14 protein-coding genes and 1 riboswitch are annotated in these 18,162 nt (G+C 57.8%); of the genes, 10 read left to right on the forward strand and 4 right to left on the reverse strand.

Annotated elements, in window-relative coordinates; translation table 11 throughout:
* Nucleotides 1-311: 311 nt before the first annotated feature.
* The 3 genes from VGM55_RS18115 to VGM55_RS18125 are packed head-to-tail and all read right to left on the reverse strand — an operon-like array spanning nt 312 to nt 6,798.
* Nucleotides 312-2,453 carry a virulence factor SrfC family protein gene (locus VGM55_RS18115; protein ID WP_331636218.1) on the reverse strand — a complete coding sequence of 714 codons (2,142 nt, stop codon included), beginning with the start codon at nt 2,451-2,453 and terminating at the stop codon, nt 312-314.
* Nucleotides 2,450-5,422 carry a virulence factor SrfB gene (locus VGM55_RS18120; protein WP_331636219.1) on the reverse strand — a complete coding sequence of 991 codons (2,973 nt, stop codon included), beginning with the start codon at nt 5,420-5,422 and terminating at the stop codon, nt 2,450-2,452. The genes VGM55_RS18115 and VGM55_RS18120 overlap by 4 nt, the downstream gene beginning before the upstream one ends.
* Nucleotides 5,423-5,424: 2 nt before the next feature.
* Nucleotides 5,425-6,798 carry an SrfA family protein gene (locus tag VGM55_RS18125; protein WP_331636220.1) on the reverse strand — a complete coding sequence of 458 codons (1,374 nt, stop codon included), beginning with the start codon at nt 6,796-6,798 and terminating at the stop codon, nt 5,425-5,427.
* Between the two features lie 278 nt (nt 6,799-7,076).
* Between VGM55_RS18125 and VGM55_RS18130 the strand changes: the two genes are divergently transcribed.
* The 4 genes from VGM55_RS18130 to VGM55_RS18145 all read left to right on the forward strand — a co-directional run bounded on the left by VGM55_RS18130 (nt 7,077) and on the right by VGM55_RS18145 (nt 10,541).
* On the forward strand, nt 7,077-7,628 hold the full coding sequence (locus VGM55_RS18130; RefSeq protein ID WP_331636221.1) for a flavodoxin family protein: 552 nt from the start codon (nt 7,077-7,079) through the stop codon (nt 7,626-7,628).
* A 293-nt stretch (nt 7,629-7,921) separates the two neighbouring features.
* Nucleotides 7,922-8,380: a MarR family winged helix-turn-helix transcriptional regulator gene (locus VGM55_RS18135; RefSeq protein WP_331636222.1), complete on the forward strand. Its 459-nt coding sequence runs from the start codon at nt 7,922-7,924 to the stop codon at nt 8,378-8,380.
* A gap of 48 nt (nt 8,381-8,428) precedes the next feature.
* Nucleotides 8,429-9,490, forward strand: coding sequence for an HlyD family secretion protein (locus tag VGM55_RS18140; RefSeq protein WP_331636223.1), 1,062 nt, complete (start codon nt 8,429-8,431; stop codon nt 9,488-9,490).
* Nucleotides 9,480-10,541, forward strand: a complete 1,062-nt coding sequence (locus VGM55_RS18145; RefSeq protein WP_331636224.1) for a DUF2955 domain-containing protein — start codon at nt 9,480-9,482, stop codon at nt 10,539-10,541. Before VGM55_RS18140 ends, VGM55_RS18145 begins: the two co-directional genes overlap by 11 nt.
* A gap of 2 nt (nt 10,542-10,543) precedes the next feature.
* Here the strand turns inward: VGM55_RS18145 and VGM55_RS18150 are convergent, their stop codons facing one another.
* Entirely contained in the window at nt 10,544-11,062 is a 519-nt protein-coding gene (locus tag VGM55_RS18150) for an Lrp/AsnC family transcriptional regulator (RefSeq protein ID WP_154185623.1), read from the reverse strand.
* Nucleotides 11,063-11,153: 91 nt separating this feature from the next.
* Here VGM55_RS18150 and VGM55_RS18155 point away from each other — a divergent pair, with 91 nt between their 5' ends.
* From VGM55_RS18155 to atzF, 6 genes are all read left to right on the forward strand, one after another.
* Entirely contained in the window at nt 11,154-12,353 is a 1,200-nt protein-coding gene (locus tag VGM55_RS18155) for an MFS transporter (RefSeq protein ID WP_331636225.1), read from the forward strand.
* A gap of 89 nt (nt 12,354-12,442) precedes the next feature.
* A complete protein-coding gene (locus tag VGM55_RS18160) occupies nt 12,443-13,162 on the forward strand; it encodes a glutamine amidotransferase (RefSeq protein WP_331636226.1) in 720 nt (239 codons plus the stop codon).
* A 136-nt stretch (nt 13,163-13,298) separates the two neighbouring features.
* Nucleotides 13,299-14,897: an ABC transporter substrate-binding protein gene (locus VGM55_RS18165; RefSeq protein ID WP_331636227.1), complete on the forward strand. Its 1,599-nt coding sequence runs from the start codon at nt 13,299-13,301 to the stop codon at nt 14,895-14,897.
* 138 nt (nt 14,898-15,035) lie between these two features.
* Nucleotides 15,036-15,101: riboswitch (Fluoride riboswitch) on the reverse strand.
* Complete coding sequence (locus tag VGM55_RS18170) at nt 15,087-15,263, forward strand: DUF2526 family protein (RefSeq protein ID WP_331636303.1); 177 nt, start codon at nt 15,087-15,089, stop codon at nt 15,261-15,263. It overlaps the preceding riboswitch by 15 nt.
* A 12-nt stretch (nt 15,264-15,275) precedes the next feature.
* On the forward strand, nt 15,276-16,148 hold the full coding sequence (locus VGM55_RS18175) for an NAD(P)-dependent oxidoreductase (protein WP_331636228.1): 873 nt from the start codon (nt 15,276-15,278) through the stop codon (nt 16,146-16,148).
* Between the two features lie 208 nt (nt 16,149-16,356).
* On the forward strand, nt 16,357-18,153 hold the full coding sequence (gene atzF / locus VGM55_RS18180; RefSeq protein WP_331636229.1) for an allophanate hydrolase: 1,797 nt from the start codon (nt 16,357-16,359) through the stop codon (nt 18,151-18,153).
* Nucleotides 18,154-18,162: the final 9 nt, after the last annotated feature.

Genomic DNA, 18,162 nt, shown 5'->3' on the forward strand with positions numbered 1-18,162 from the left:
CGGTTCCGGCTTAAATCGCCTCCGTTTTCTCTCCGACTGGCCAGGGTCCGGACGTCGGGAACGGCCGGAGGCTGAGAGCGTCGGGAACGCATCTCAGCCGACCCAGGACTGGGAGATAAAACGGAGGTCTGCCGCTTCAGCGGTCGATTTATTTGGCCGGGAGTCCGGGGGCTCGGGGGAATGACGATGATTCTCCCGAGACGTTCACCGGTTCGGTGACTGCATATAAAACAGGGCTGGAAGTGAACGGAACCTTCATCATTTCTTCATAGAGCATCGTGCCGATCTACTCAGCGATAATGTTCCCCAATTTACCCCAGCAGCTTCAACAGCGTTTGCCGCTGCTTCTCGTTAATATCCAGCGGGTTCTGGTAACCGATATTTTCCGTGGCTCGGGTATACAGCGCGACCAGCCAGTCATAAACATAGCTGGCGTTGCCGCGTGTGGGTTGCTCGCCGAGCTGCGTCAGTCGGCGGCTGATATCCGCCTGTGCGGGAGGGGCAAACACCGCCAGGCCCTTGTTCACGCGGCTTGCCGGGCGGCCAGAAACGGGCACGCTGGCGTAGCCCAGCCAGGCAATGAAATCACCCAGCACCGTGCTGGCGCGGGAGATATCCAGTTCAAGCCCTGAATCACCGTTTTGCATACTGCGCTCCAGCATCAGCGGCACATCCAGCCGATAGCTGGCGACGATCAGCACATCGCACAAAGCCTGAAGCTGCACGCTGTCAAGGCCAAACTGGTGCGCGGCCTCGCGGCGATGCCCCAGCAGGCGCAGGTGGTTAACCCAAAGCTGATGCACGGCACGGGCATAGCTAATGCCCTCGCTCTGCGAGGCTTCATGCTCGGTGCCGTCGGCAAACAGGTCTATCTCCAGCGCAAAGCCCTCCGGTTTGGGTTGATGCTGCTGTTGATGCTGTAGCCAGCGCTGCTGCAACGCATCGCGCGATGGCACAAGGCTTGCCAGTAGATTACCGTGCTGGGTCGCTCTGGCCTGCAGGGCGCGTACAAGATCTTCGGCCTGCTGGCGGGCCTGTTGGGGGGGGATTTGGTGTGCGTCACTAAAGCGCTGAAACAGCGCAACGGTCTGTGCATCCAGATCGTTTCGTAGGGCAGTAATGCGTTGCTCACGGCGTGTGGAATTTAGCGCATCCGTCAACCATTCCAGCAGGCGGTGCATATTTCTGCTGTCGAGCGCCTGTAACGTTCCCCAGCGTTTCCCCGGGTAGCCGACCAGTCGCTGTACGCCGTCATCAAGGCTGGCACCAAGGGTAAAGCGGGCGTCGAACGGCGTGATAGCCCAAACCAGCCCGGGTAGCGAGCTGTGCCCGGGACTTTGCGTACTGTCCACCCACCATGCCAGTGCTTTCCCGGTAGGCTGTACTTGACTGCGTTCATTGACGGCGTTGCAAACAAGTAATGTGTCCGGCTGCAGGCGCGTTGTATACCAGGCCAGCCGCTGAGAAGGGATATCCAGTAAATCCACATTCGGCAGCGCGGAAGGCTGACTGAGGGTGAATATGACTTCAGCACACAGTTGCGCCAGGTCTTGTTGCGGCAGGCTTAAGTGTGAGCCTGGAAGATTATCGGACAGCGGGCACACCATTACATCGGCCTGCTCCGGGGCTTCTTCCGGGGCAGCTGGAATTAGAAAACCTTCTGCGGGAAGCAGGAAATTGTCAACGACCAGGCTTGCAGGGGCCAGCACCCGTTCAACGTTGCCAAGATGCTGCAACGCCAGCGCGAGCCGCTTCCAGGTTTCCGTCAGCGCGCTATCTTCACCCCACAACAATGCGAACAGTACAGCCCTGTCTTCTATCGAAAGAGAGGGGGCGAGCTGGGCCATTTGGTAGCATACTCGCTCGTCGAGGTGATTCTGGCGACGCTGCAGGCGGTGGTAACCGTTAAGCAAGTCGGCGATTTGTTCGCTGGTTAACCCCGGCGTCGGCACAGTTTGGCGACGGGACTCCAGTTCGGCCAGGCGCAGGGTGACGGCGCTTGATGTTGCCAGACGAGGGGTTGCGGTTGCGTGGTACTGATTAATAAACTGCTGTGCCAGTTCGGCTTCGCTAAATAGCGTTAACAGCAGTGGATAATTATCCACTTCCGGAGGCAACTGTGAGCTGAAGCGCACGGCCATTGTCACCGGCGTATGGCCGGGGTTAATGTGCGTCAGATAATCCAGACGTTTGTCGCCAAGCTGAATATCAATGCGCCCGTTCGGGCTGCCCTGCAGGGTATTCAACAGGTGATTTTTGCCGTCCAGTGCGTGACCATAAATCCCCAGCGTCAGCGGGGCATCTTCCAATGCGCTGATGCGGCGCTGGCGTTCGCTTAACTGCAGCAGGCGGGCAAGCAGGCTGTCCGCTTCGTTATCCAGCAGCGGGGCATAAGTGCGGGTCATCTGAACCCAGGTCACCAGAGGGGTTAGCGTGGTAGTTAACTGCTTCATTTTTGGTATACGCTCCCGCTATCTATCCAGTAATGCGTCGCCCCGCTGTAGCTTCCTGCGAGGGTATTCAGTTTAAAACTCAGCTGATCGAGAGGGACTTTACTGCCGTCCGACAGCCAGGCTTCGGCCAGCTGGAATGACTCCGCCTCGCGAGTTTGCTTCAGGCGTACGTTCAGCACCCCGTCCCCGGCGATAGATTTCGCCAACTGCGGTGAATTGATCGCCAGGGTATAGAGCGGTGTGGCTGGCCAGCGGGCGTTATCAAGCTGGCGGAAGCCCAGGCAGGCGTTGCCGCGCAGTGGGAAGTGGACTCGGGTGTCCAGGCTTGCCTGCGGGCTGTCGAGATCGATGTCCCGATACCAGACGTTATCCTCCAGCAGGCGGTCATTACCGTCCAGCATCCCCAGGTAGCGCACGGTGGAATAGGCCTGAATATCGGCTGCTTTAAAGTTAAAGCTTGGCAGACGAAGATCCATTGCCAGACTGCACAGCATTGCGCCCACCGCGGCGGTGGATTTCGGGTTGCCGATGCGCCCCTGCTGGCTGAACGGGTACCATTCGTGGGTCTGGTAGTTATCAAGCCAGACGATGCGGTTGACCGGCACCGGCTGCAGGTGGCGCAGCAGCGCCTGCACGCCAGGCAAGCAGCCCGGGCGGCCAGTCACTAACAGCACGTCGCAGCAGTAATGGTTGATAACCTCGCACAGCGCCTGTAGCGGCGCGGTGAGGGTAAACTGGCCCGCCAGCAGCGCATCCTGCAGTGAAGCAATTTCTGCCTGTAGCGGTACGCTCATGATGTCGAACTGCGGCGCGTCGGCTGGCAGCTCATGCTGCACGGCTTGCTGTACATAATTAATCACGTTGCGGGTTGGCATCTGGGTCAGCAGTTCGCCAAAGGTGGCTTCCAGCACCGCATCCGGTTCTTCCGGATCGCTCTCTTCCCAGAATGAAAGTACCGCATGACCGAGTGGAATAAACAGCTGTAACGCGGTTTGCTGGCGCAGCGTGGCGCGCGTGTCCATGCGGCCGGATTCCCCAAACAGCGTAGTCATCAACCCTGGCGCGTCGGCCACGCCCGCTTTGTGGATATGGGCCTGCAAAGCCGGCAGCACGCAGCGCTGGATCACATCCAGCAAAATATCATCCCCGGCGACCTTAAAGCCTTCGCGGAATAGCAGGCGCGGAGCGATTTTCACATTGCTGCCGACGCCGTCGTCCAGCTGGTACTGGGTGATGGCCATATCGGTGGTGCCGCCGCCGATATCAATTGACGCGACGCGCAGCGTTTTGCCTGCGGGTTCGCCCGGCGTCAGGGATCGGTCGGGGCGGGCAAGGCTTTCAAAGAAGCGTCCGGTTTGCCCGGCATAGTTAACCAGCGCTTCGTTATACAGCCAGACCAGTTGGCCACAGGTCGCTTCGTCCCACTCCATCTGTACGTCTGGCACCGGCACGATACTTTTCTTTTTATCGCGTTCGAGGGTGAATCCGTCGTCGGTCGGGTGCCAGTCCATCGCCTTCCACACCAGGCCGACGGCCTCCTGCATACGCTGGCGGAATAGCTCGCGTTCGGGCTTTGGCATGGCGGAAGGCAGCGTCAGGATCAGGTTACGCAGCTGGCGAGGTGAGGTCGGGTGCCCCATGCTCTGGCGGGAACCGATGCTGTTGATTTGCATCAGCGCCTGGGACAGAAGCTCACACAGCATCAGGGTCATCAGCGAGCTGCGGCTGTACTGCGGGGAAAATACCGGCAGACGCTCATCCATTGGCAGGGCGTACAGCGGCTGTCCATCGTCGTTCATCAGGTTCATCAAAGGGAAGGCGGTGGCTAGCGGCTCACGCTGGGTTTTTACGCCCATCTGGCTGAAGCGCCAGTCCTGGCTGGCTGGCGTCACGTCCCACAGGTAGCGACGCGGGCTGGAGATCCCGCTTGCACCTTCGGTACCCAGGCGAGCGCAAGCCATACGACGGGCCTCATCGCCCACGCGGGCAATAGATGGCCAGACGAAGGCGTCGTCACGCCCGCTTTCGACGGAGAAGTGCTGCTTGCCGAACTTTGCCTCGCTGAATTCCAGGCGGCTGGTAAACATTGCGTCGTTGATCAGCTGTGGTTCGCTCAGGGAACGGATTTGCAGCTCTGCGGTCTGGCGCAGGCCGTCGTTCTCTTCACCGTGATCTTCAATCAGGACGCCGCAAGTGTGGGTATTACCCACGTCGAGCACCAAATCAACGTCAATCGGCGGGGATTGCAGGGTCGCCGTGACGATTTTAACTTCCGGCACCGCCAACTGGTTGCCGATAAGCTCAAGAATATTCAGGTAATGCGCCTGGTATTCAAACGCTTTCATCGCCGCCGCGAGGTCGCGCTCGGTGCGCTCTTCAACGCGGGTGGCGAACTGACTAAAGGCTTCACGCAGCCAGCCGTCCACCCAGGTCTGGTCGAGGAACTCTTTGATCTCGTGGTTATGCCAGGCCAGCGCGAAACGGGCACCGTTACGCACGTCGCTTTCCGTTGGCGCAAGGTGTGCAGCAGGGTGGTCATCAGCGTAAATCTTGCTGTCCAGCGCGATGCTGATCCGCACCGTGTTGCCCGCAGAGTCCGGCGTGTCCAGCACACGAACCTGTACGCGCGCCCAGTTATCCGGGCCGCCAACAAAGGTACGAGGCGGGTTAAAGCGCAGAAATGGCAACGGCAGCCAGGTTTTATCCATCACCCGCAGGGAGTGGCCAAGCGTAATGGTGCTTTCGGGTTTCACCACTTCTGGCGCGGTGCCGTTTTCTCCCGGCAGTGTAAATTTACCCGGGACCACATCGTAGTCCAGGCGTAAAAGCGGACCGTTGGCCGTCTGGCGCACAAAGCGCCCGGCATGGGCGGCGTTAGTCTGCGGCGCAAGGCCGAAATCCAGGAACTGAATGCCGCTGTCTTTGATGAGCGTTACGCTCGGCTTGTAGTGAAAAAGAGTCGCCAGCATGATCAGTTACTCACTTTACGGAAGGTCATCGGTATGACTTTGTCGCCGTCGTAGCGGCCGGTACACTCGGCTGCGCCGTTGCTGCCGGTTTTACAGGTCACTTCCGGCATCGGGTAGCGGGTGCCGTCGCTGCAGCGTGCGCTGCCGCGCGATTTAATCATCAACGCGCCAGACTGATGCAGGCCGGAGAACACCTCGGCTTTACAAACAATGTTGTCGCCGTGCACCAGGCGCACCGTGCCTTTATTGTTGGCAATCTGGTAACGCAGGCTTGGCGCTTTACCGGTGATCGGGTCGCTGAAATTAATCTGTGCGCGCCACGTCCCATTAAGGAATTTGGTGGAGCCAATTTTTAGTGCTTCGGCAGGTAAAATTAACGCATTCTTTGGCACGTCTGCCGCGACGGTGACCGGCTCTGGTTCTGGCGCTGCAACCGGTGTGGGCTCAGGTTTTGCCGGGGCTACAACCTCGGCAGGCGTCAGCGGCAGGGTCGTTTTTGCCACGTCTACGGCCTGGATTGGCGCAGGCGCAATAGGCTGAGGCTGGACTTCGGCCTGGGCTGTTACCACGGGGGCATGCTGGTGACCGGTAAACAACAAGTAGCCGACAGGAACCGCCACGGCCACGGCAATGACGGCGGCAACGGGCAATAGCCAGCGGTGGCGCGGTGTCTGCACAACAACAGGTTCGGGACGCGGTGCCGGTTTATCTTCCGTAGCAGACGCGGTTTTGGCGTTGGTCGCCGCGAGGCTATAAACCGGTGAGTCTTCGGAGGCCTCTATAGCCACAGGGGATTCAAGCAGCGGCTTTTCCGGCTCGCTTAACTCAACCGGCAGCGACTCAGGCTCCGGCATGACTTCTTCAGGGATAAAGGCGATTTCCGGTTCGCGCGGCTCAACGATGCGCAGGCATTCCAGCACCTCTTCCCGGGCGCCCTGGTTGAGGTTTACAAAGCCCCAGAAGGTGATAACCGGCTTGCCGTTAACCAGGTAAACGTGTTGGCTGCCCGGGAACTGCAGCGCTTTTTCCAGCAAAGCGCCAAACAGGCGTATCGACGTTTTTTCGGCCTGCTGGCAACGGGCGCTAAGAGAGGCTACGTTAGATAAGCAATTATCCAGATAGCGAAGGGCGGTGCGGCGCTCTTCATCGCTGGCAGCGGCCCAGCTGGTGACGCTGCCTTCCTGAGGCGCGTACCAGTCTACCCGGTCACCTTCGTCGTTAGGCTGGGGAATGGCCAGTGCATCGGCGACCGCCTGCTGTTTACGAAGGCGTAAGGTTTCGCGTATCTGAAACGCTGAATCAAATACCGCCTGACCGTTTTCGCCCAGCGCGAGAAAGTCATCCAGGCATCCGCTGCGCAATAATGTTTTTGCCACGTCATCAATCCTGCTGTTAACGGCTCACCCGAGAGCCATCTTCACGCTTTACATTTTAACGAAACGCCCCTAAGTCAAACGGCTGAAGAGACGGCAAAATGGGTAAATTATCTGGCTATTAGACAAAATAGGGCCGCAAGATGCGGGCTATACTTACCTGCGGGTAAGTCACTTACCGGCAGGTAACTTCTTGACCATAAAGAAAAAGACAGACACGATGAACCCTGTTTTGCGGCCATCAGGCCGGAGCGTTCCCTCTAACCATGTCGAGAAACATTATGGCTAAAATCGTTGTTATTTACTTTTCCGGGTACGGTCACACTAAACGTGTGGCAGAGCACGTTGCCAAAGGGGCAAACGCCGAACTGATTGCCATTGACAGCAATGGTGATATCCAGGAAGCGGACTGGCAAAAACTAAACGATGTCAAAGGTATTATCTTTGGGGCACCGACCTACATGGGCAACGTGCCGTGGCAGTTTAAGAAGTTTGCCGATGCGTCTTCAAAAGTCTGGTTTACCCGCGGCTGGCAGGACAAAGTGTTCGGCGGCTTTACCAACAGCGCCAGCCTGAACGGTGACAAGCAGGTTAGCCTGCAGTGGATGCAAACCCTGGCCTCCCAGCACGGCGGCATCTGGGTGAGTCTGGGCCAGCTGCCTTCTAACACCCTGGCGGCGACCCGTGATGATGTGAACAATCTGGGCGGCTCCGTAGGCCTGCTGGTGCAGTCTCCAGCCGACGCCAGCGCCGAGCAAATTGCCCAGGGCGACCTGGACACCGCCGTGAAGTATGGCGCACGCGTGGCCGACGTAGCCGCTCGCCTGAGCTAACGTCTCTTCTCTTTGCTAAAGCGCCTGCGGGCGCTTGAGACTGCTGACAAAGTTCATTGCTCTAAAAAGTCCGAACCAAGGTCTAATAAAAACAATGAATAATGTTCTCTGGTTTGCCCCAAACAGTCGAAAACCACGTTTTTCGGCTGTTTGTCATCAATCTGAAGCGCCTGCGGGCGCTTTTGTTTTTGCCTCTTCCTCAATAATTACCCCTGGTTATTGTCAGTGGTATTCGCCAAATAAATACTTATCATGATAATTATCTGAGTGACTATTTATCTGGGAAGTACCTCATGCATGACGATAAGTACGACAGCGTCGATTTTCCTGACCGCCCGCTGGGCATGCGCCTGGCGATGCTGGTACGCCTGTGGCGCGGCATCGTGGATGATGCCGTCGCCTTTACCGGCCTGACCCAAAGCAGCTGGACGACGCTGATGCAGCTCAGCGTGGCGGGAGAGAAAATCACCGTCACGGATCTGGCCCGGGCGCAGGGCATCGACCTGCCGCCTCTGACGCGCACGCTGGCACAGCTTGAGACAGAAGGGTATGTCACCCGCACGCCGGACGAAAAAGACAGGCGGGTGAAATTTATCTCGCTGACGCCCGCAGGCCAAAAAGCGATTAAAGCGGTAAGTGAAACGGTGGAGCGCTGCCAGGCGCAGGTCGCGCAGGGCATTCCGGCGCAGCAATTAGAACAGTTCAGCCAGACGGTAAATCTGCTGGCCGCCAACATGATCAAAATTCGGTAGTTTTTTTACGCCTGGTATTCAGGCGTATTTCTCATTTAGCGAGTAGTTATGACCCCTGAACAACGATTTACCCGCTGGGTAAAAGTGACGCTGGCGCTGTTTGCCGCAATGTTTTGCTATTTCCTGGCCGCCGATATCTGGGTGCCGCAAACCCCAGACTCCACCGTGATGCGCGTGGTGACCCCGGTTTCATCCCGCGTGTCGGGCTACGTAACGCATATCTACGTCAGCAACAACAGCGTGGTGAAGAAGGGCGATGTGCTGTTTGAAATCGATAATAAGCCCTACCAAAACCAGCTTGAGCGGGCAGAAATCGCTTACCAACAGGCGATGCTTGATAACCAGCAAATCGATGCCCAAATCAACGCCGCACGGGCGAAAATCAAAGCCGCCCAGTTGGATGCCGACAATGCCGGGCGCAGCTATCACCGTTACAACGGCCTGAGCAGCGGGAATCTGATCTCAAAACAGGATCTGGACGCGGCCTTTACGCGCTGGCAAAGCGCGGTGCAAAACGTTAACAACCTCCAGGCGGCGCTGGCGCAGCTGGTGATTTCGCGGGGTGAACGCGGGGAGCAAAACGTCACGCTGCAAAAATACCGTAACCTGCTGAACGACGCCCGGCTAAACCTGGATTACACCCGCGTGGTGGCCAGCAGCGACGGCATTATCAGTAATTTGCAGCTGAAAGAGGGCTGGTATGCCGGGGCGGGCGCACCCGCGCTGGCGCTGGTGAACGACAGTCTTGATATCGTGGCCGACTTCAGGGAGAAAAGCCTGAGCAAAACCCAGCCAGACACCACGGCAGACATCGTTTTTGACGGGCTTCCAGGGCAGGTTTTTAAAGCGCGTGTAGCCAGTAAGGACGCGGGCGTCCTGCAGGGGCAGCAGGCCATCAACGGGCAGCTCTCCGCCCCGGAAACCTCAAACCGCTGGGTGAGAGACGCGCAGCGTATGCGCATTCATTTGCTGCTTGAAGACGGAAAAACGCCAGATTTGCCGGCGGGCGCGCGGGCCACGGTGCAGCTCTACAATTCTCCATCCGCTTTCGCTTCGTTTATCGGCGGGATGCAAATCAGGCTGGTGAGCTACCTGCACTATGTTTATTAAATTTATTCTTGGCCCGCTGAAGCGTAATGCGCCGACGCCGTTCAGCGGCAATGATTTCCGGCATATGCTGCGCATCGTGATGGCGGGCTGCGTGGGGATGTTTGTCTACAGCTGGGTCAATACGCAGTATGGGGTGTTCTATGTGGTTTACCCCATCATGCTTACCGGCCTGGTGCCTGTTTTCAATGGGCATATCGCCCGCCAGATGATCGCCAATGCGCTGATTAACTGCGTGGAAATGACGTTGCTGTTTGCGGTGCTGGTGAATTACCCGCTGCCGATGACGCTGATTGTCTTCCTGATGTACATGACGCGCTTCTACCTGATGAGCCGGGGGCCACTCTTCCTGTTTGGCTCAATGGGCGTGGTCTGCTTAAGCGTGATGGCAAACTTCCTGAGCTACCCGACCACCGACATGAGCGACCTGATGTTTTCTAACATCATCGGCAGCCTGCTGGCGGTAGGGCTGTCGGCGCTCAGCTGCTATCTGCTGCCGGACGTTGAACCACGCAAGCCGCCGCCTGTGATTCTAAAAGACGGGCCGAGGGTGATGCATGAAACGCTGCTGGCCTCCCTTACCGCGACCATTTTGTTTACCGTCTTCCAGGTCTATACGCTGAATGATTCCCTGGCCGCGCTGATGGCAGGCATCTTCGCGCTGTTTCCGATGCATTTCCGCGGCGCGATTCTTTCATCCTGGTGGCGCATCGTCGGGGTCATTGCCGGATGTCTTTACGCGATACTGGTGCAGCTGGTTATCTACGATTTTAGCCGCCACCTGATCCTACTGATGCCGCTGATTAGCCTCGGCCTGCTGCTGGCCGCGCGAATTCACGTGTTCGAGAAAGTGGGGCCGGGGGTGGGCTTCTCTATCCTGACGACCCTGGCGCTGATGTTCGGGCAATACATGCACCCGAACCAGGATATCGTTTTTAGCGCGCTGTACCGTATTTCGTCGGTATCGGTGGCAATCGTCGGCACGCTGGCCGTCACCTTCATCATTCATAAGGTGCTGAATAACTTCGCCTCAACGCGCTATATCGTGAAATGACGTTAGGCCTGCTCCGGCCAGTCGCGGGTAATGCCCGGCTGGACAGGGCGCTCAAGGTAGGTCGACAGCACAATGTAGGTTCTGGTCGCCACCACGCCGTTAATCTCATACAGATGGGCGAGGAGGGCCTCAAGCGCTCTGGAATCCTCCGTGCGCACCTTGAGCAGCATGGAGGTATCTCCGGCCACGGAATGGATCTCTTCTACCTCCGGGTAGGCGGAAATTCGCAGCAGATCCGGCGTTTTCCCCCAGCCTTTGGTATCAATATGAACAAACGCCAGCAGGGATTTGCTGATAGCCTTCGGGTCGAGCAGCGCCGCCGTCTGCTGGATCACCCCAGAACGCTTAAGACGTTTGACCCTTTCGTGTACTGCCGGGGCGGAAAGCGCGACCTTTTCGCCGAGTTCGGCATAGCTGATGGTCGCATCCTCCACCAGAGCGCCTAATATTCTTCGGTCTGCGGCATCGAGAACTCGTTCTGCCGCACCGTTCTGCTTAATACCGTCTGTTTCTTTTTTCATATTGCCCCTGACTAATGACGCTGAATTTCATTCGGATAAAATTGGTTTTTATCGAATGTAAGTCAAGTTTAATCATTATTCAGGAAGTGAAATGAAAAATAGCCAGTGTCTGGAGCTGCATCCAGAGCCGTCTCTGTCTCCCGCCAAAGCTGTATATGTGTTAACCGGCTGCGTCGGCGTTATCGGCGCTAATTCCATGGTGCTGGGGCCAATTGCCCCCGCGGTGGCGACATCCATAGGTGCGTCCGTGCCCACGGTGATGATGGCCGCAGCCGCCTTCGGGCTCGGCACGGCGACAAGTGCGCTGTTTTTGGCAAGGCTTATCGACTTAGTCGGCTCTGCCCGGATGCTCAAATTCACCATGACGCTGCTGGGCGTGGCGCTGCTGCTTTGCGCGGCTTCGCCTTCCGTGGCGATGTTTATTGCCGCCCAGCTGATTGCCGGGATCGCTTCGGGTATCGCGCTGCCCGCGATTTACGCCAGCGCGGCCGCCATCGCAGAGCCGGGGCGTGAAAGCCGGACCATCGGCAAAGTGCTGACAGGCTGGACGCTGAGCATGGTGGCGGGCGTATCGTTTTCCGTTGTCCTTACCGAATTGATTAGCTGGCGGGCGGTGTATGTTTCGGTCAGCTGTCTCGCCGCTCTGGCGCTGATCGCTTTGTTCAGGCTGAATATGCAGGATCGCCCGGCGGCGGGCATTGCCCCGTCACCGCTTTCTGCGCTGGGCCTGCCGGGGATCAAGTCATTGCTGGTGGTGTGCGGCGCATTTATGACCGCGTTTTACGGCCTGTATGCCTATCTGGGCGACCATCTTCATCAGGATCTCGGTCTGCCGGTCACCGCGAATGGCGGCGTGGCGATTGCCTATGGGGCAGGGTTTGGCTGTGCGGCGCTGCTAAGCGGAATGGTTGACCGGTTTGGCCCTAAACGCCTGATGCCGCTAATTCTGCTGGTGGCGGCGGGCGTTTACCTGGGGCTGGCGCTGTTTGGCAGCGCGCTGGTGGGCGTTATCTTCCTGCTGTTTGTGCTTGGCCTCGTGAACCACCTGGGGGTGAACTTATTGATTCAGCGCCTGACGGCGATCGACCCGGCCAAGCGCGGCACGCTGATGGGATTGAATAGCGCCGTCACTTACCTGGCGGTGTTTGCCGGCAGCAGCAGCTACGGGTCGCTTTATACCGAACATGGTTTTACCGCTATCTCACTGGTCTCCCTGGCGCTGATGGCTATCGCAGTGCTGACCTGCCTGTGGCGTGATTTTGCCGGGCAGGGCGTGAAGGTTGCGGGCTAAAGCTTCTACGTTATCGCTTTTTTATCTGAGACAAGCCGGCTTGCCTGTGCTAATTCTGAAGCCATTATATGGCTGCAGAGGTCTGAAATATGAGTCAAAGATTGCCGGTCTTGTTGGTGCAAATGGGGCGGCCCCCCGAGGAAATACAGCAAGCCGTAGGGGATCAGCCGGCCTGGTTTGAGCAGGCGCTAAAGCACCCTGATGTCGAACTGAACATCGTCAGGCCGTTTCTGGGCGAGCCTTTGCCCGCGCCAGAAAACTTTCAGGCGGCGGTGATTTCGGGTTCATGGTCGATGGTGACGGAGCATGAAGCGTGGAGCGAGCGCACGGCGGAATGGGTTAAAACCGTTGTTGCCGCCGGTACGCCACTGTTCGGCGTGTGCTACGGGCATCAATTGATGGCTTACGCGCTCGGCGGGAAAGTGGATTACCACCCGCAGGGCAGTGAAGTTGGGCAACTGCCGGTGGCGCTGACAGAAGCAGGGCGAGACGATCCGGCGCTCAGTCATCTGCCTGAGTCGTTCCCGGTCTTTTTAAGCCATGCGCAGAGCGTCCTGACGCTGCCGCCCAGGGCCGTTTGTCTGGCGTCGTCGGCCCACGATCCTCATCAAATCATCCGCTACACGCCCAATGCGCTGTCGGTGCAGTTTCACCCGGAATTTACCGCGACGGTGATGAACAAAATTCTCGCCAGCCGCAGCGAGCAGGCGGCGCTGGGGAACGAAAATAAACAGGCATCGCCGAACGATATCAGTGGAACACCCGAGGCCAGAGCAATTTTGCAGCGTTTTGTATTGCCGTCGGCCTGAACCCTCGCCATAACCGCCACTATTGTATAGAAAACGAGACGTTTGCCATTTGCTTGTCGCTAAGGGCTGTGCTGTTATTACCGTGAGAAATAATAAGTAGCTCAACCATTTGGCAAGCAAATAAAAGGCAAACACTATGTCTAAAGGGAAAACACTGCTCGGCCTGCTGCTGAGCGCGCTCCTCCCGGCAGGAAGCGCGATGGCGGCGGCAAACAGCACGCTGGTCTACTGCTCAGAAGCCTCTCCTGAATCCTTTAACCCACAAATTGCCAGCTCCGGCCCAAGCTTTGTCGCCAGCTCGCAAACCCTGTATAACCGCCTGATTGATTTCAACCTGACCGACAACACGCCGGTGCCGTCGCTGGCGACGGAATGGAAAATCAGTCCCGATGGCAAAACATATACTTTTACCCTGCGGCAGGGCGTGAAGTTCAACAGCAACAAGTTCTTTAAGCCCACGCGCGACTTCAACGCCGACGACGTGGTGTTCTCGGTCATGCGCCAGAAAGACGCCAACAACCCTTACCACAAGGTATCGCAGGCGAACTACGAATACTTCAACGACGTGGGCCTCGACAAGCTCATTGTGGACGTTAAAAAGCTGGATGACTATCACGTCCAGTTCACGCTGAGCGAGCCGAATGCGGCGTTTCTCGCCGACTGGGGCATGGACTTTGCCTCTATTCTGTCTGCCGAGTATGCGGATGCGATGCTGAAAGCCGGCACGCCGGAGCGGGTGGACAACAACCCGATCGGCACCGGGCCTTATGCGCTGCAGGACTACAAAATTGACTCCGTGATTCGCTACGTCGCCAACCCAAATTACTGGAAGGGCGAGGTGCCGACCAAACACCTGATCTTCTCTATCACGCCGAATGTGCAAACCCGGCTGGCGAAGCTGCAGAAGAATGAATGCCAGATTATCCCGGCGCCCAGCCCGGTGCAGTTTGACGCCATTAAGGCGGATAAAAACCTGGCGTTGCACAGCATCGACGGCCTGAACGTGGGTTACCTGGCGTTTAACACCAGCAAAAAACCGTTTGATAATGCGCTGGTGCGTCAGGCACTGAACTACGCGGTGGACAAAAAAGCCATCGTTAACGCCATCTTTATGGGCTCCGGCTCGGTGGCAAAATCACCGATCCCGCCGACCATGCTGGGCTACGACAAGGATCTGAAAGATTACGGCTACGATCCGGAAAAAGCTAAAGCGCTGCTGAAGCAGGCCGGGCTGGAGAAGGGCTTTGATACCGATCTCTGGTCCATGCCGGTGCAGCGCCCGTATAACCCGAACTCACGCCGTATAGCGGAGATGATCCAGAGTGACTGGGCGAAAGTGGGCGTGAACGCCAAAATCGTCACCTTTGAGTGGGGCGAATATCTGGCCGGGATGCGCAAAGGGGAGCATTCGTCTGCTCTGTTCGGCTGGATGTCCGATAACGGCGATCCGGACAACTTCGCTGATACCCTGCTGGGCTGTGGCAGCGTCGCCAGCGGGTCGAACGTTGCCCGCTGGTGTGACAAAAACTACGACGCTCTGGTGCAGAAGGCGAAGCTAACCAGCGCCCCGGCCGCCCGCGCGAAGCTCTACGTCCAGGCGCAGGAAATTTACTATCAGCAGGCGCCGTGGATTGCGCTGGCGAACGGTAAAACCTTCTACGCCACCCGCAGCAACGTGAGCGGTTATACCGTTAGCCTCGCCGGGAGTGATTTCTCCAAAGCGAAGCTGGATTAACCAGTACCAACCCTCACCCCGGCCCTCTCCCTGGAAGGGAGAGGGGGGAAGGCGTAAGCCCTCTCTTTTTATTCCTTCTTCCCTCCGGGGAGAGGGTTAGGGTGAGGGGAAAAACATGATAAGGAACACACCATGACCCATCTTGCAGACGTTATCAGCCGCGTAGACGCGGCGATTGCCGCAGACGTCATCACCCACATGAACGAACTGTTGATTGAACTTAGCGACGACGCAGAGCTGACGCGGGAAGACCGCTATGCCCAACAGCAGCGGCTGCGCATCGCCATTGCCCACAAAGGCAATCACCATAGAGAAGAAACAGAAGAACGCCGCGAGCAGTTGACCCGCAGCGGCACCATTATCTAGCCGGGAGTTATTATGCGTATTGGATTTATCGGGCTGGGCGGCATGGGCCAGCCGATGGCAGAAAATCTGCTGAAGGCCGGGCATCAGGTTGCCGTGTGGAACCGTTCTCAGGCCCCTGCGGAAGCCTTGAAAGTGAAAGGGGCGACAATTGTAGCCACCCCGGCTGAGTTTACCGACAGCGAAGTGCTGATAACTATGCTGGCCGACGACGACACCAGTCGCCGCGTGGTGCTCGAGCAGGGGGCGCTTGCCGCGCTGCCGCAGGGCGCAATCTGGATCAACATGGCCACGGTTTCCGTCGCGTTTACCAATGAGATGGCGGAAAAAGCCAGCGCAACCGGGCATCGCTATATTGCCGCGCCGGTACTGGGGCGCGTGGACGTGGCCGCTGCGGGTAACCTCAACATTCTTACCGCCGGGCCAGCGGAACTGCTGGACAGCGTGCAGCCGATCTTTGATGTCCTGGGGCAAAAAACCTGGCGCTTTGGCGACAGGCCGGAGCAGGCGGCGGCGGTGAAGCTGGCGGCTAACTTTATGCTGGCCAGCGCCATCGAAGCGATGGGAGAATCATCCGCTCTGGTCGGGGCTTATGATGTTACGGCGGGGGATTTCCTCGGCATGTTGACCAGCACATTGTTTGCCGCCCCGGCCTATAAAAACTATGGCGCGATGATTGCCGAGTCGCGCTACAGCCCGGCAGGTTTTACCATGAAACTTGGGCTGAAAGACGTGCGTCTGGCGCAGCAGGCGGCAGAAAGTAAAAATGTGCCGATGGGCTTTGCTGGCGTGCTACGGGATAACTACCTTGATGCGCTGGCTCATGGCGATGAGCAGCTCGACTGGGCGGCTTTAGCCACGGTTTCCGCTCGCCGCAGCGGGCAATAGCCTTCCCTGGTGGCGAACGCATTGCATTCGCCGCCAAATATATCCCCTTAATTATTCACTCGCACTAAAATAATGCGCCGCAACGGTGCGTTAAATATAATAAAATCTTATTTATTAATTAAAAACCCTTGCTAATCATGGAGTAAAAAATATGGCATCGTAATTGCTTTATTGATTCCATCTTGTATACCAGGTGGGATGCCAGCTTATGTCAGTCGCTTTATTGTCGCAGTGGATCACCGATTACCAGCCGCAGCCGCATTTGCTGTCGGGCGCTTACCAGCAATTAATGGCCAATATCTCACGGCAGGATAATGCGTGGATATATATCGCCAGCGAACAGCAAATTAATGAGCAAATAAAGGCATTGTTGCAGGTTATTCAGGCCGGGGAAAAAACACCGGCGGATTTCCCGCTATTTGGCGTACCGTTTGCGGTTAAAGATAATATTGATGTGGCCGGAATGCCAACCAGCGCAGCCTGCCCGGTATTTACTTATCATCCCGCTGACGATGCCACGGTCATTGCGCGCCTTCGCGCCGCCGGGGCCATTGTGGTGGGCAAAACGAATCTGGATCAGTTCGCGACTGGTCTGGTCGGCACCCGCTCACCGTATGGCGCGGTGGTGAACAGCTTCAACCCCGACTACGTCAGCGGCGGCTCGAGTTCAGGCTCTGCTTCCGTGGTGGCTCGCGGGCTGGTTGGCTTCTCGTTGGGCACGGATACCGCCGGCTCCGGGCGCGTTCCTGCCGGGTTCAATAATATTGTCGGTTTAAAACCCACCAAAGGCTGGCTCTCAACGGCGGGCGTGGTTCCGGCCTGCCGTCTCAATGACTGTGTTTCGATTTTTGCCCACTCAGCGGCGGATGCAGCCCTGGTTGCCAATGTGGCTGGGGGATACGATCCGCTCGATCCCTATTCCCGCAGCAACCCTAACACCGCCCCGGCTCGCTTTAGCCCACGCCTGCGCTTTGCTATCCCAGACCGCCTGAACTTCTTTGCCGACAAACTCAGCGAAGAGGCTTTTCAGCTGGCGCTGGACAGGCTAATGGCAATGGGTGCGGAGCTGGTCGCCGTGGATTTCACTGATTTCACCCGTCTTGCCGAACAGCTTTATAACGGGGCGTGGGTGGCCGAACGTACCGTCGCGGTGAAAGAGATCCTCGAAAAACATCCTGATGCCATGGATCCCACCGTGCGCGGCATCGCTGCCAGTGGGCTGAGCTTCACGGCCTGCGATGCCTGGCAGGCGGAATATACCCGCGCCGAGCTGGCCCGCCGTATTCAGCAGCAGCTTGCCTCGTTCGATGCCCTTGTGGTGCCGACCTCGCCGACGATTCATACGCTGGCTGAAATGCGCGATGAGCCCGTTCGCTACAACTCCCAGTTTGGTACCTATACCAACTTTACCAACCTTGCTGACCTGAGCGCGCTGGCGCTGCCGGCGGATTTCCGTGCCGATGGCCTGCCAGCGGGAATCACGCTTATCGCACCCGCCTGGCACGATGCCGCGCTCAGCCACTTTGGTGCGCAATGGCAGGCGCAGCTTGATCTGCCCGCCGGTGCTACGTCCCAAAAATTGCCCGCTCAGCAGGCCACGACGCCTGCCGATGGCTTTGTGTGTGTCGCTGTGGTGGGGGCGCATTTACGCGGGATGCCGCTCAATCATCAGTTAACCAGCCGCAATGCCGTGTTCGTTGAAGAAACCCATACCGCGGATACCTATCGCCTGTTTGCCCTGGCCAATACCCTGCCGCCGAAGCCTGGCCTGGTTCGCGCCACGGAAGGGCAGCCGATTGCCGTTGAGCTTTGGGATATCCCGCTCGCACGCTTCGGTGAGTTTGTTGCTGAAATTCCCGCGCCGTTGGGTATCGGCACGCTGGCCTTGCAGGACGGGCGCAGCGTGAAGGGCTTTATTTGTGAACCGTGCGCGACAGAAGGCGCCACGGACATTACCGCGTGGGGCGGCTGGAAAGCCTGGCTTGCTCGTCAACCTGGCGCTTAAGGAGAGGAA

The sequence above is a fragment of the Cedecea sp. genome (assembly GCF_036500665.1).
In the GTDB taxonomy this organism is placed as follows: domain Bacteria; phylum Pseudomonadota; class Gammaproteobacteria; order Enterobacterales; family Enterobacteriaceae; genus Cedecea.

What these genes read in the sequence shown, in the direction of transcription:
- VGM55_RS18115 (WP_331636218.1), bottom strand. Translation starts at nt 2,453, where the DNA reads ATGAAGCAGTTAACTACCACGCTAACCCCTCTGGTGACCTGGGTTCAG.
- VGM55_RS18120 (WP_331636219.1), bottom strand. Translation starts at nt 5,422, where the DNA reads ATGCTGGCGACTCTTTTTCACTACAAGCCGAGCGTAACGCTCATCAAA.
- VGM55_RS18130 (WP_331636221.1), top strand. Translation starts at nt 7,077, where the DNA reads ATGGCTAAAATCGTTGTTATTTACTTTTCCGGGTACGGTCACACTAAA.
- VGM55_RS18135 (WP_331636222.1), top strand. Translation starts at nt 7,922, where the DNA reads ATGCATGACGATAAGTACGACAGCGTCGATTTTCCTGACCGCCCGCTG.
- VGM55_RS18140 (WP_331636223.1), top strand. Translation starts at nt 8,429, where the DNA reads ATGACCCCTGAACAACGATTTACCCGCTGGGTAAAAGTGACGCTGGCG.
- VGM55_RS18145 (WP_331636224.1), top strand. Translation starts at nt 9,480, where the DNA reads ATGTTTATTAAATTTATTCTTGGCCCGCTGAAGCGTAATGCGCCGACG.
- VGM55_RS18150 (WP_154185623.1), bottom strand. Translation starts at nt 11,062, where the DNA reads ATGAAAAAAGAAACAGACGGTATTAAGCAGAACGGTGCGGCAGAACGA.
- VGM55_RS18155 (WP_331636225.1), top strand. Translation starts at nt 11,154, where the DNA reads ATGAAAAATAGCCAGTGTCTGGAGCTGCATCCAGAGCCGTCTCTGTCT.
- VGM55_RS18160 (WP_331636226.1), top strand. Translation starts at nt 12,443, where the DNA reads ATGAGTCAAAGATTGCCGGTCTTGTTGGTGCAAATGGGGCGGCCCCCC.
- VGM55_RS18165 (WP_331636227.1), top strand. Translation starts at nt 13,299, where the DNA reads ATGTCTAAAGGGAAAACACTGCTCGGCCTGCTGCTGAGCGCGCTCCTC.
- VGM55_RS18175 (WP_331636228.1), top strand. Translation starts at nt 15,276, where the DNA reads ATGCGTATTGGATTTATCGGGCTGGGCGGCATGGGCCAGCCGATGGCA.
- atzF (WP_331636229.1), top strand. Translation starts at nt 16,357, where the DNA reads ATGTCAGTCGCTTTATTGTCGCAGTGGATCACCGATTACCAGCCGCAG.